This window comes from Pedobacter hartonius, assembly GCF_900107535.1.
Classification (GTDB): domain Bacteria; phylum Bacteroidota; class Bacteroidia; order Sphingobacteriales; family Sphingobacteriaceae; genus Pedobacter; species Pedobacter hartonius.
The window spans coordinates 54,379-66,988 of sequence record NZ_FNRA01000001.1 but is presented as its reverse complement, the minus strand read 5'-3'; the positions used below and the strand labels follow the sequence as shown (position 1 = coordinate 66,988).

15 protein-coding genes are annotated in these 12,610 nt (G+C 41.3%); 4 read left to right on the top strand and 11 right to left on the bottom strand.

Going from position 1 to position 12,610, the window contains the following annotated elements:
* Positions 1-347: 347 nt before the first annotated feature.
* On the top strand, positions 348-539 hold the full coding sequence (locus BLW16_RS00375) for a hypothetical protein (RefSeq protein WP_090554139.1): 192 nt from the start codon (positions 348-350) through the stop codon (positions 537-539).
* Between the two features lie 104 nt (positions 540-643).
* Here BLW16_RS00375 and BLW16_RS00370 read toward each other — a convergent pair whose 3' ends face one another.
* A complete protein-coding gene (locus BLW16_RS00370) occupies positions 644-1,438 on the bottom strand; it encodes an SDR family oxidoreductase (RefSeq protein WP_090554137.1) in 795 nt (264 codons plus the stop codon).
* 156 nt (positions 1,439-1,594) lie between these two features.
* Between BLW16_RS00370 and BLW16_RS00365 the strand changes: the two genes are divergently transcribed.
* Positions 1,595-1,948: a winged helix-turn-helix transcriptional regulator gene (locus BLW16_RS00365; RefSeq protein WP_090554136.1), complete on the top strand. Its 354-nt coding sequence runs from the start codon at positions 1,595-1,597 to the stop codon at positions 1,946-1,948.
* A gap of 86 nt (positions 1,949-2,034) precedes the next feature.
* On the opposite strand, the gene BLW16_RS00360 is transcribed toward BLW16_RS00365, so the two are convergent.
* The 4 genes from BLW16_RS00360 to BLW16_RS00345 all read right to left on the bottom strand — a co-directional run bounded on the left by BLW16_RS00360 (position 2,035) and on the right by BLW16_RS00345 (position 4,839).
* Complete coding sequence (locus BLW16_RS00360; protein WP_090554134.1) at positions 2,035-2,322, bottom strand: hypothetical protein; 288 nt, start codon at positions 2,320-2,322, stop codon at positions 2,035-2,037.
* 10 nt (positions 2,323-2,332) lie between these two features.
* On the bottom strand, positions 2,333-2,926 hold the full coding sequence (locus BLW16_RS00355; RefSeq protein WP_090554133.1) for a sigma-70 family RNA polymerase sigma factor: 594 nt from the start codon (positions 2,924-2,926) through the stop codon (positions 2,333-2,335).
* A gap of 209 nt (positions 2,927-3,135) precedes the next feature.
* Positions 3,136-3,924, bottom strand: a complete 789-nt coding sequence (locus tag BLW16_RS00350; RefSeq protein ID WP_090554131.1) for an SDR family NAD(P)-dependent oxidoreductase — start codon at positions 3,922-3,924, stop codon at positions 3,136-3,138.
* Between the two features lie 198 nt (positions 3,925-4,122).
* On the bottom strand, positions 4,123-4,839 hold the full coding sequence (locus tag BLW16_RS00345; protein ID WP_090554130.1) for a peroxiredoxin family protein: 717 nt from the start codon (positions 4,837-4,839) through the stop codon (positions 4,123-4,125).
* A 156-nt stretch (positions 4,840-4,995) separates the two neighbouring features.
* Between BLW16_RS00345 and BLW16_RS00340 the strand changes: the two genes are divergently transcribed.
* A complete protein-coding gene (locus tag BLW16_RS00340; protein ID WP_090554128.1) occupies positions 4,996-6,297 on the top strand; it encodes a spondin domain-containing protein in 1,302 nt (433 codons plus the stop codon).
* Positions 6,298-6,488: 191 nt separating this feature from the next.
* Here the strand turns inward: BLW16_RS00340 and BLW16_RS00335 are convergent, their stop codons facing one another.
* From BLW16_RS00335 to BLW16_RS00315, 5 genes are all read right to left on the bottom strand, one after another.
* Positions 6,489-7,145 carry a flavin reductase family protein gene (locus BLW16_RS00335; RefSeq protein WP_090554126.1) on the bottom strand — a complete coding sequence of 219 codons (657 nt, stop codon included), beginning with the start codon at positions 7,143-7,145 and terminating at the stop codon, positions 6,489-6,491.
* A 1-nt stretch (position 7,146) separates the two neighbouring features.
* The gene (locus BLW16_RS00330) at positions 7,147-7,863 is read right to left on the bottom strand and encodes an SDR family NAD(P)-dependent oxidoreductase (RefSeq protein ID WP_090554125.1); all 717 of its coding nucleotides are present in this window, start codon (positions 7,861-7,863) and stop codon (positions 7,147-7,149) included.
* Positions 7,864-7,978: 115 nt separating this feature from the next.
* Complete coding sequence (locus tag BLW16_RS00325; RefSeq protein ID WP_175470443.1) at positions 7,979-8,860, bottom strand: hypothetical protein; 882 nt, start codon at positions 8,858-8,860, stop codon at positions 7,979-7,981.
* Positions 8,845-9,051, bottom strand: a complete 207-nt coding sequence (locus BLW16_RS00320; protein WP_139298221.1) for a hypothetical protein — start codon at positions 9,049-9,051, stop codon at positions 8,845-8,847. The genes BLW16_RS00325 and BLW16_RS00320 overlap by 16 nt, the downstream gene beginning before the upstream one ends.
* A 188-nt stretch (positions 9,052-9,239) precedes the next feature.
* Complete coding sequence (locus BLW16_RS00315) at positions 9,240-10,013, bottom strand: AraC family transcriptional regulator (RefSeq protein ID WP_090554120.1); 774 nt, start codon at positions 10,011-10,013, stop codon at positions 9,240-9,242.
* Positions 10,014-10,130: 117 nt separating this feature from the next.
* Here BLW16_RS00315 and BLW16_RS00310 point away from each other — a divergent pair, with 117 nt between their 5' ends.
* On the top strand, positions 10,131-11,720 hold the full coding sequence (locus tag BLW16_RS00310; RefSeq protein ID WP_090555153.1) for an MFS transporter: 1,590 nt from the start codon (positions 10,131-10,133) through the stop codon (positions 11,718-11,720).
* Between the two features lie 60 nt (positions 11,721-11,780).
* Here the strand turns inward: BLW16_RS00310 and BLW16_RS00305 are convergent, their stop codons facing one another.
* Positions 11,781-12,602: a helix-turn-helix domain-containing protein gene (locus BLW16_RS00305; protein WP_090554118.1), complete on the bottom strand. Its 822-nt coding sequence runs from the start codon at positions 12,600-12,602 to the stop codon at positions 11,781-11,783.
* Positions 12,603-12,610 lie beyond the last annotated feature (8 nt).

Below are 12,610 nucleotides of genomic sequence, written 5' to 3'. Positions count from 1 at the left end.
TTTTGAAAATATATCAGGCATTTAATCAGAAACATAGCATTGTGAAAGTCCACGACTGTTTATGGTTTCCCGTAATAATACCTCATCACAACCTTCTACTTTTGATCACATGAATACACTATTGCTCTCAGCATATCTCTTATTATATGGCGTCAGTTTCCCCGCTCCAAGGACTGTCTATATCTGTAACAATAAGCAGACAAAAAGATACCATTACTCTGCGACTTGCAGAGGGCTTAGTAACTGCCAATTCAAACTGTTGAAAAGTGATGAGGTAACAGCAAGAGCTGAGGGTAAGACTTTATGCGGTTGGGAGAGTAGAATGAATAATCATCAATCAAAACAGAATGGATTTTAAAGATCAAATAGCTGAACTGTCCTCCCGGGTGGAGAAGATGCTGCCACAGATACAAACCGGAGCAGCTACAAAAAATGCTTTAGTGATGCCTTTTATTCAAATCATGGGATATGAGTATCAACTTCTTCACTGTAGTTTCGCGGTTTGGAAAAAGTATAAACTGGTCTTTGTCACTATATAAAAATATCATATCAACGTCTTGACTAGCCATTACAGACCATGAATTTCTGATCAATAACGAAGATAGCGAGGCTACTTTTAAAATACAGAGTAGCCACGCTATAATTATGATACCGGAATATTACCGCCGTCTATCAAATAATTTGCACCAGTTAAATAGGCAGCTTTCGGTGACACTAAAAAACTAACAAAATCTGCAATCTCAGCTGGTTCCGACAGTCTTCCCATGGGTACCCCACCAATTTTGTCCATCATTATTTGTGTCATCTGCTCCACCGAGATACCAGCCTTATTGGCATAACTTTCTATAAATTTTTCCATCCCCTCCGTTTTTACAAGTCCTGGCGAAACTGCCAATACTCTTACACCTTTATGTGTGACTTCATTGGATAACGTTTTGCTATACGTAATCAGGGCAGATTTTGCTACACCGTAAACTAAGTTTGCTTCCCATTGTGGTACTAAGCCGCTTGCCGAAGATATATGGATAATCACACCGCTTTTCTGAGCAATCATCATTGGTAGTAAAAGTCTGTCCAAACGAACGGCAGACAAAAGGTTTACCCGCAGGTCCTTTTCCCAATGTTCATCGGTTAAAACACTGTAGCCACCACCGGGACTGTTCAAACCCCCAACGTTATTTATTAAAATGTCAACTTTACCAAATTCATCCACAATCTTTTTCACTAAATTTTCAGTGTCTCGAGCATCAGCTATGTCACCAGCCAGGAAATGATGATGACTATTTGGTTTCTCTACCTGGTTTCTCGCAATCACAATAACTTTAGCGCCTGCCTGCGTTAGCTTGTCGGCAATTGCCTTACCTATTCCTTTTGTTCCACCTGTTACCAGTGCAATTTTACCTTCAAGTTCATTGTTGTAATTCTGTTCGTTTTGCATTTGAATAATTTTTATCGTTAATGAAGCCTTTCTAAGATTATTTCTATGTTGAACCTTTAATCTTACGCAGGCTTGTTATTTGTTAAATATTTGACAAAATTATCTGGTTTTACTTTACTTTTGCTATTCGTTACCTTAAGGAAAGTGACTATTTTTATGGAATTACAAAAATGTGAGGCAGATTTATACGACCAGAATATGTTGGCGTTAAAGGATGCAATTGAGTTATTAAGTGGTAAGTGGAAGTTTTGCATCTTGCTGAACTTATACAATTTCGGCACCATGCGATTTAAGGATTTAATTGAAACTGCAGGAGGAATAACTCCAAAAGTACTTTCAAAGGAATTGCAGGAACTGGAGGAAAACTTACTCATTACACGTACGGTGAACAATACAAAACCAGTGACTGTTTCTTACGCTATTACCAGCCATGCCGTAGAAACCCAACCCGTTATTAATTCGTTAATTGAGTTCGGTTTAAAGCACAGAATGAAAATTAAGGCTAAATAAAATTGGGATAAGCATTAGATGGTGCTGATCTGCCACCAATAAGATGCTGGAAGTCTAAGAAAAATGATTCCGGTCCTTTATTATTATCAATTTTTCTCAAGTTGAGTGTTGATCCGCTTTTGAAGCTGCTCTTTAAATCCATCATCCAATTTCAATTCCGTGTAACCGGCCGTAAAAAGTTTCCTGGCCATCTGGTTAATGACCGCACTTTGCTGCATGAAGGTTACACAAATGGAACAACCTGCCAGGTGTATCTTTAACTCGATTTTTTCCCTTTGCGTTATTTGTCCAATTTGTTGCTTCTCTATTAAAAAAGTAGCCTTTCTGCAATTGTAGGCTATTTTTTTTAACTCCGATTCGTTTAATTCTTTCATCTGTATTGATTTAAATCCAGTTTTTTTGAAGGCAAGACCTCAAATTTACCTTAGTTCTGTGAATAATTACCCAAAAATTCGATGATGTGAGTTTCAATTCTCTGCAAATCATCTCTGTGGTTTCATCATCTATATGCTTCATGGAGAACACCGAAAACCATAATGCTGGTAGCTTTTTCATGCAAGCTTTCAATATTTTTTGAAATTCTTTATTCTCCAGGGCATCAGATTGTTCAATGCCGAGTTCAGCAGGTCTGTGCTGATCATTCCAATGGCCATCATTGGAATCGAAGAAATCGGTATCGTCAGCATTTATTGCATCAGCTCCTTTTGCAGGTCCGGTTGACCTCGACCGGTATACATCAACTATTTTGTTTTTTAAAATCGCCGTAAGCCAGGTCTTTTCAGTACTTCTTCCTTCAAACTTTTCCTTACGTTCAAGTGCTGCCAAAAAGGTTTCTTGTACCAGGTCCCTGGCCAAATCCTCGTTATTTATACGGAACGAGGCGTATGTGTAAAGGTAATCTGCGTACATGCTGACCCACATACGAGGGTTAACTGCGTCATTATCTATTGTTTCAATTTCCGGATCTTTTGTCAGCATAAGTAAATTTAATGTTCAACTTTGATTTCTGATTTCTTTCTCTTACTAATTATAACGGAGAATAATAACTCTTAGTCGGAAACGAGAAAGAATCCTTACAAATATTTTAAACTTTTTGTAAGGATTCTTTCAGATAGCCGACAAATACTTTTTAACCTGGGATTAACAAACTCCAGGCAGTGTAATTGTCTGAAGTTATCAGCAGTGCGCTACATAGACCGATGGTTTTTTGTCCTTGTCCTCTGTGCCTCAAAACCAGCGGCTGAAACCTGATCAATTTTTTCCGGCTCCAGAAAATTCGTTCTGATTTGATTTACTTTTTCTTTGCTACCCATGATGACATTGATTTCTTTCTGCATAAATCCTGTAATAGTTGCGATGGCGACATCTTCAGCAGTATCCATTTTATCCACTATAGCGGTCTTCATCATTTCGGTGTCTGTTGTTGAAGGATAAACCGTCATTACATGAAGCGGGTACTGATAAAGCTCCCTTCTCATGGCATCAGAAAACTGGCCTACGGCTGCTTTTGAGGCAGCATATACGCTATAAAAAGGCATCGCAACATAGCCGTAGAAGGAAGAAACATTTATTAGGCCTCCCTCACTGCTTTTTTGTAGAAGAGGCAATGTCTTTTTCGTTAATAAGATCAGGCCCGTGAGATTGGTATTGATCTGCCCGATAACATCTTCATCGCTCTGCTGGCTGAGCGGCCCGGCGCTAACTACGCCGGCGCAATTGATGAGGATATCGAGTTCCCCCCATTCCTGTGAGATAACCGCAACCGCTCTGTCCAGATCTGTAGCTTCTGAAACATTGGCCGGTATAGCAAGAATATTCACACCTATAAATTCGGCTTTCAGCGCCTCTAATTGTTCCTTTCTTCTGCCTATAACCGAGATGTCCTGCACGCCATGCTGCACGAGCTGACCAATAATTGCCTTGCCTATCCCTGCACTTCCGCCCGTGATTAATACCTTTTTGTTTTTTAGTTCCATGTTATTCAGTATAAAGTGTTTAATTATTGATAACTGGCAGCCGGCGCTTCGCCTGCCGTCCGGAGAGATGCGGCACTACACCTGTTTCCAACCGAGCCATGAGTCTGTTACATCATATATTTTGTCAACAGGTGAGCATGAACATGTGCATATTTCAGAACGTCGGAGTGAAGGCCTGCGGCGGCAACCACGCTTAGGTTAGATCTCTTCCCGGAGTGCGCCGGCAGCGGCCTTCAACAGGGGGGCACTTAACCTTTGTGTGATATCAGGATTGATGTACTCGAAAAGGATGTTTCCTTTTTTGTTTAGAATAAAGACGGATGGCACCGGCAAAAGCTTGTCAATATTTTTTCCTCCTGAGGTTTCCGGTAGAAACCTATCATAATTTTGAGGGCTTTTGAAGGCAATACCAAAGCGCCTGGCGGCATTTAGATCTGCGTCCGATAACAGGGTGTAAGAAAGCTTTTCCTTGTTCATTGTTTTATTAAGATTCTCCGGGCTGTCAGTACTGACGGCGATAACCTGATAACCCATTTTGATCAGATCTTTTTCGATCTCCTGTAATCCCGAAAGCTGTTTGGAGCAATAAGGGCACCAGCCTCCACGGTAAAAAACAAGAATCGTTGGCGTTTCCGATACCGATTTGTTTAAGTCGAAAATTTCTCCGGAAGATTTGCGCAGCTGCAAAACAGGGATTTGCTCGCCTGCTAACAAAGGACTCACATCTTCGGCCTTTAACGGGACACCTGCTGTCATCTTTACCGTATCTCCCATAACAGACATCTGTTGTACGGGTGTCAATGAACTGGTTTGAACTCCTGCGGCAGCGTCATAACTTAGCGCTGAAAAACTAAACAGGGTTAATGCAAACAACGAATTTTTCAACGTTGTCTTGGCGTTTCTTTTTTTTCTCATTGTCTTTTTAAAAGTTTAGTCGCAAATTCTTGTAAGTCCTTACAAAAAATATCATCTATTCATGTCTCCTTTTAGTTTCTGCAACATTTGTTTTTTTAAAAAATTATTGTAAGGATTCCTAGTCTGTCACGACAAACTCAAAAAATACTTTTATATATGAAAAGAAATAAAACTGCCTGCTGGGTAGCAACAGCGCTGTTACCTTTAACATTTGTAGCTTGTAAAAAGGACAACAAAGATACCTCATCAAATTCAGGTGGGCAATCTACCATCACCGTTCAAAACGTTCTACAATCAAAACCGCTTGTTGAGTCCGGAACTTTTCAGGGAACCGGAACCCCGCTCATATTGCCCGGACAGTCCGCCACTATCCAATTCTCCGCGGCTAAAGGCGAAGCTGTGACATTTGCAACAATGTACGGTGCGTCCAACGACTTGTTTTTTGCGCCTGATAATCCTGGTATTCAGGTTTATGATACCAAGGGTAACCCAATTGAAGGGGACGTCTCTGCACAGGTAAAGTTATGGGATAACGGTACGCGCATTAATCAAAAGCCCGGCGTGGCTGTAAATCATCCGGGATCGCCTGACAGTAAAAACATTACTGAAGTAACTGGCACAGATGCGCAGGGAAACACTTATTTGCCGGCCTCGAAACTGGTAAAGGCATCCCTTAAATACGATGGAAATTCTATATTCACCTTAACGCTTCAGAATACGTCTGGCGGGACGGCGAATGAAACTCCTTTAAGTCCGGGAGTTTGGGCCGTTTCATATATTGTTGGCGGAAATCTGGTGAACGCATCTCCTTTATTCATAAAAGATAAACCTACTGCCAACGGGTTAACTTCAATTGCTGAAGCGGGAGATAACGCACCATTGAGTACCTATGTAAGTAGTATTACGGGGATTTTTACCCCGCTTTCACCTTTTTTGGTGGTCGTCTATAATGGAATAGACAATCCTTTGTATAAAGTTGGGGAAAAAGACCGGAATGAAGGACTAAAGGAAATTGCACAAAAAGGTGACGATGCTGCTCTGGCTGCTTTTTTGAAAGGGAAACCTGGCATTAAATCAGTTTATGTGCTTGCAGCAGCAACTACCAATATCTTGCTTCCTGCAATCGGCGACCAACCGGGATCGAGCGTTTCGCAGGACATATCCGTTTCAAAAGGAGATCGTTTAGCCATTGCCACCATGTACGGATTCTCAAATGACTGGTTTTTTGCTACAGGCGCGGACGGCATAGATCCTTTGGAAAAAGGAGACGTTTCTTCAAGCTTTGCATTATATAACAACGGAACTGCTGTTGATGAACTCCCGGGTGCGGGTCTGACACAGTTCAATCTGGGCGGAACACCGCTTAGTGAAAGTGTACCTATTGCAGTAGTACCAAATCCTAATGCATTCACTAAATTACCTGCAATTACAGACATTGTGAAGGTTACCATAAAATAACTTTTAAAGTATAATCAGGCGACATCTTAATTGAGCGCAGAAGAATCAGGCTATATCAAATGGGGGATGTTGATCCCGTTCCAGATCAACATCCCCCAACTTGCTGCGCAACCGGAGCGCTGCAGGTCATGAGCTGTTAAGCCCGCCATTCCTGCACCTATAATGATCATTTACGCGTTTTTTTTCATCGCTTATATATTGGGGTTGGCATTCGCATTTAATACATGAGGTTCAACCTCCGGTTTGGCATAGGCCAGCTGTCCGAAGAGCTGCGGAAGGTAATACGTGTCTAACCCGGCGACGGTCATGGTTTTCGCCTTGCCGTGGTCAAGTGTACCATCTGATCCGATCAATCCTTCCGCTGTTAAAATGTGAACGATCTCGCCAATAACGAGGGTTGTACCGTTAATTTCCATTTCGATTATCTCGCGCAGTTCAAGTCCGATCTGTACGTTCGAGGCTTCCACAAACGGCGCTTTAAAACCATTAACGTAATGCTTTTTGAAATGACAGGTATCAAATTCAGAAACGCCGGACGGATAACTTGCGCTGGTTTGGTGTGCATGCATGTACCATTCGGGCAATACGTTATTGAGCGTATATTGTCCTGTGGATCTGATATTACGCAGCGTATCATTGTGCTCACGTTCAGGTCGTATCACCATGCCGATCAGGGGAGGGTTGGCCCCTAAATGGAAAACAGAACTGATGATGCACAAGTTGGTGATGCCCTCATTACTGGTTGTGCCCAATAAATTTAAAGCACGGTAACCTATGATGCTATTAATAAGGCTAGTACGGTAATTTTTTTCCAACTGATGGATCTGTTCACTTTTTATATTCTGCATCTTAACTTGTTTTTAATTTACCCAATCCCCCATCCAGGCCAATCACCTGCCCGGTCATCCAGCTGCTGTCTTCCGATAATAAAAAAGCGATCAGCTTACTGATGTCTTCAGGCTGGCCTATTTTTCCCAAAGGATGACGTTTAGCAGAGGCCTCCCGTTTTTCGGGTGTACTTAATAAGCTTTGGGCCAGTGGTGTATCTGTTAATGAGGGCGCCACTACATTCACCCTGATCTGCTGAAAGGCCAGTTCAGCAGCCAGTGTTATAGCCATTCCTTCAACAGCACTTTTTGCCGCTGCGATACTGGCATGATAGGGCATACCTGTGCGGGCAGCAACCGAACTGATCAAAACGATGGATGAGCCTGCGGCGTTCTTTATCGGCTTGAGGGCTTGCTGTATCATACGCGCAGCACCTAAAACATTCAGCTGATAATCCCGTAAAAAGTCCTCAGCAGTCAACCTGTTAAATGGTTTCAGGGTGATGCTGCCAACCGAATAAACCAGGCCATGCAATTGCTCAGGAAGGAATGTTTCCAGCGCATCCAGATTTTCTGTAACGTCGGCTTTTAAATAACTGACATCCTCCGGCCATTCAGCTGATGCCGATCTTGATACTGCATAGATGTTGGCTTTTTGCTGATGAAGCAATTTAACCAATGACAAGCCGATGCCGGAGCTGCCGCCGACCACCAGAATATTCTTTCCTTTAAAATCCATTATCAGATATACCTTAGAAATTCATTTTTGGTTTTTTTATTTTAAACCAGGGGGATATTGACCAGGAGCAGATCAAATGCGAAGCAGGGTCTTTTTACTTACTGATCAAAGCTGGTCACAGCTTTTCGATCGCGTATTTTACGAAAAGGTTGACCCAACTTCTATATCTAATTTCAATTTGTTTGACCATTAGGAGCATGGTTTCAGTCCCGAATTTTGAGATGGTGAGGCTATAAAGCTTTTCCAGGCTATGGTTAAGTTTAGCGTTATCATCCTCCCTGAGTACAATATCACGATAGGCATCAGGTTTTTCGAGCAATTTTTTAATGAAAAGTTCCGGTGACTGGTCAAGTAATTCCTTTGCATATAAAGTGATACATTCATAGTCTATCTTATCATCCAGATATGCTATCATCCCCTTCACATCGCCCTCTGAATGGCGCAGTGCCAGGGAAAAATCTGCGGACTTTTTGTCAAAAATGGCTAACTGTCTGGCATTGGCTAAAACCATATTTCTCCATTTCTTAAATTCGGCATCATGAGGAAGATGCGATACTACAAGTTTATAATCCTCAAAGTCTGGTGTTTTCAGTAATATTTTGGAAAGAATGAGAATAAGCTTTTGCTGGTCTTTTGTCTGGGTATAGATGTGTTTTAACCTGGAAATATAGCTCCAATCATACTCTCCGTTAGTGTTCATCTGTATCTGTTCATTGCAATACGATTCGGCCGTCCGGAAGTCGCCGATCTCTATCAACCTATCGATGAGTTCCAGGTTGTAGGTAAATGCATGCCTTATTGGCTGGAAAATATCTTTATAATCAACGAACTGCTGATTTGCAATGACTATACGTAGTAACAACTGCAATAATTCCTTTGAATCGTTTGTGTTTTCAGCTTTTCCGGATTGATAAACGCTGATCAACATGATGACAATCTCAGACCTCCGGGCAGGAGAACTCATGTTGAAGATCTGGACGATCAGGCGTTTCCACAATCACAGCTATGGGTGGTAACGGTATTTTTTTCCAGGGCCAGCCTCACATCGTAGCTCTTATCGAGTTCGTCAACGTAGGACTCGAAATCTCCAGGACTGATTTCGTCACATTCCCGCACCTGACAGCGTTGCGATCTTTTGATCGTTTCGATAGAAAGTTTTGCTTTGTAGTTTTTGATTGTGATTTCCATGTCCTTTTGATACTGGCCGGGCATCTAGCCCGTTTCAATTGCCCAGCACACAAGAATAGTTTTTTTGGTGACAACCAACAATGTGGTATATCAAATAGACCCCTTGCATCCCGCTACTTTTGAACAACGAGTGTAACCTTCATAAATCCGTGACGACTTAAAACCTTTAGAAAACCGCTTCATCGATTTTATCTAAATTCGGTTGGCCTCATTTTTGTCAACTGGAAAAAGGTGTTACTGAATGCTGAGATATTTGAATACCCAACTTTGTAAGCAATCTGGGTGACGTTAAGTTCAGTATCCTTCATCAGCTCCATTGCACGGATTATCCTCAGCATTTTGATGTACTGGATAAAAGATATATGAAGACGCTGTTGAAACAATCTTGTCAGGCTCCTCACACTGAGACCATATTTTTTAGCTGTATCTTCCAGCATCAGCGGTTCGCCTATTTTTGAGCGTAGATCGCTGGTAATCTCTTTCAGCCGCTGATCATCTGTAGTAGGTAAATGAATGGAGAATTTCTTAAGCTCTTCCCTGGCCAGAAGGTTTTTAAGCGTATTCAGGAATTCATACTCCCAGGAACCTGTAAAATATTCTCCCTGCCACTTTTTAGTGAAGGATAACATTTCTGACAATAGATTACTAACAGGGTAAATCCCCAGCTCATCATAAAAATCAGCCTTGCCGGTATCCGGGAAGTAAAAATTTATAATGTGTATATCCTTCGTATTGAACATAAGATTATGAAAATACTGTTTAGGGATCCATATATAGTGATTAGACGGGATATAGAAATCTTTCTCTCTGGTTTGAAGATAAGCTATGCCTCCTAATACCAGCAATAACTGCCCCTTATCGTGTTTATGGGCAGGCAACCGCTGTTCGTTCTGCTTGCGCATGACTAAAATCGAGTCCGGATTTTGGTCAACCGTCCGGATGAGCTCTTCTAAAATTTTCATTGGCCAAAATTAGCAAATCTTAGGCTAATTATATACAGTCCGGGCTTATGCCGACTGGTACTTTTGTAATGAAATTTTAAAAGTTACTGCACATGAATGAAGCTAATTTATCAGAAAATGGAAACACATAAAATCCCGCTTTTTAAGCCTTGGGTATCTGAATGGATGGCCAGGTCAGTTATATTCTCCATACTGATGACCTGTTTATACAGTTTTGCTTTCTATAGTAACCCTGCAACGGTTATAAGGTTCTATGGCATACAACCTGGCGATGTGGAGTACGGTGCTGTTGTGATCTATGGTTCTACTGTAGCTTTCCTGGCACTCGATTTTCGCATTGTAAAATATTTTGCGCCACGGAGATACCTTTTGACTGCGATTGCTATCAATTCAATATGCTCACTGGTTTGCCTTTACTCCGGAGACTGGTCGGTTTTCATCGTTTGCCAGTTTGTGCAGGGCATAACCTGTGCGCTAATGTCTGGTATAGTTTTGAATCTGGTGTTTCCGCGTTTGCATTCTACGCGGGCAAGGGTCATCGGTTATACCATACTGTATGCAGGAATACAGATATCTGCGCCTTTTTATTCTATTTATTCCAGTATGGTACTACACTATTTTGATTTCAATTGGCTTTTTTATGGTTCAACAATATTGCTGCTGGCCCTTACAGTTATCGTTCTTTTAACCATGAACGATTCAGCAAGATTCCATAAAAAGATTCCGCTCTATCAGGTGGACTGGATCGGTTATCTTTTGTATGTGGTATTCATTCTGACCATGGGATATATTTTAGTGTACGGACGGCAGCTGGGATGGTTTAGTAATAACCGGATACTTTTTCTACTTCTTTTTGTTGTATTGATACTGTCCTTATTTGTGATAAGGCAGTTGACGCTAAAGCGACCGCTAATAAACCTGGTGATTTTCAAGGAAAAGAACTTCATTATAGGTTTGGTGCTGCTCTTCACCTTTTATATATTCAAAGGCAGTACCGGACTTGCTTACGGCTATCTTGAAGTAATTTTGCAAACTGATCCCCTTCAAACGGTTCCCATATGGATTACTGTGATTTGTGGGACAGTCATCAGTATGTTTGCAACTTCCAGGTTCGTTTTGATGGGTTATAATCTGATGAGAATTATCTTGTTGGGTTTTGGAATAATGGCTTTATATTATTTATCCATGCTACATTTTGTTTCGGTTAAAGGGGAAACAGCAGATTTAATTCTTCCTTTGTTCATATATAGTGTCGCCACCGGTGTTTTGTTTGTACCCATCGTAGCCTTTACCATATCTGCTGCACCCCCTAAAATAGCTTTTAATGCTTCACTTATTGGCATATTTGCCAGATTTACAGGCTTTACCGCAAGTTTAGCATTCAATAACGAGCTTCAGGCATTTATACGGTATGCCGTCAGGAAAAAAGTGAATGAATCGGTTGATGAAATCAACGTAAAGTTATCAGGTACTTTAAAAGGCATTAATCAAATATATCTTCACGGGGGAAAGGATATATACATCACAAAAGATACTTCAGGTGGCTATTTAAATAAGCTTATCAAAGCGCAGATATTTGCCCGTGCCACGCATGATTATTATGACTGGATGTTTATCTCTGTAGTATGTGTCATGGGCGGAATTCTCATCTTTCCTCAAATTAAAAATGTAATACTTAAATTAAAGAGAGGCAGTATACCTTATTGACCCAGCTCTGGATCCTGAAGGCGATTTGATGGGCTATTTGTAATATCCGGGACGATGAAATTATGCTTTTGCAGATAACCTGGAAGGAGGGTAGCCAAACTGTTTTTTAAAAGCGTAGGAGAAATGTGATAAGTTTTCGAAGCCTACTTCCAGGTAGATATCTGCTGCTTTACGATTTTTAGCAGTTAATTGATGATATGCCAGTTCCAGCCGCTTTTGGGTAAGCCATTTTTGCGGTGTAGTGTAAAAGACCTTTTTAAAATCCCGTTTAAAGGTTGTTAAACTCCGCCCGGTAAGATAACCGAACTGGTCCATCGGCATATTGAACATAAAATTCCTTTCCATAAACTCGGTGAGGTTAATTTTGCCGGGTTCTTCAAAATGGCCTAATGCATTAAATAAGCTGATGTTTAGTTCTTTAAGTATAGAGATTGCTTCGGTAACCTTTCCCTCTGCAATATTTTCGGGTAACTGGTTATTCAGGTCGAAATACGGTAGTATAGAATTGAACAGGCTTTCTAATAATGGATGTGGCTCCAGCAAACTAATACCGGGCTTGCCACCATCGACGGCAGGTTTGAAATGATGTTTGGCAAAGTACTGTTGTACAGATTCGGGTGTGAAATAGATGGCTGCTGATTGATAAGGGCGGCCATCTTTGGATAATTTCATCACTTTAGCCAGTTCCAGGCGCGGAAAGAAAATGGTGTCGCCGGCAGTAACTATCAGCGTACTGTGGGGCAGGATGATCCGCATCTCGCCCGACAGCATCCTGATCAACGTGTTTTTTTGTACGACCAACTGATTGCCCTGGTGTTTTTCCCCGGTACAAGTTAAAAAAATACTGGCCTTTGAAACCGCTCGTCTAGTATGGCTGATCATCCTGCAAA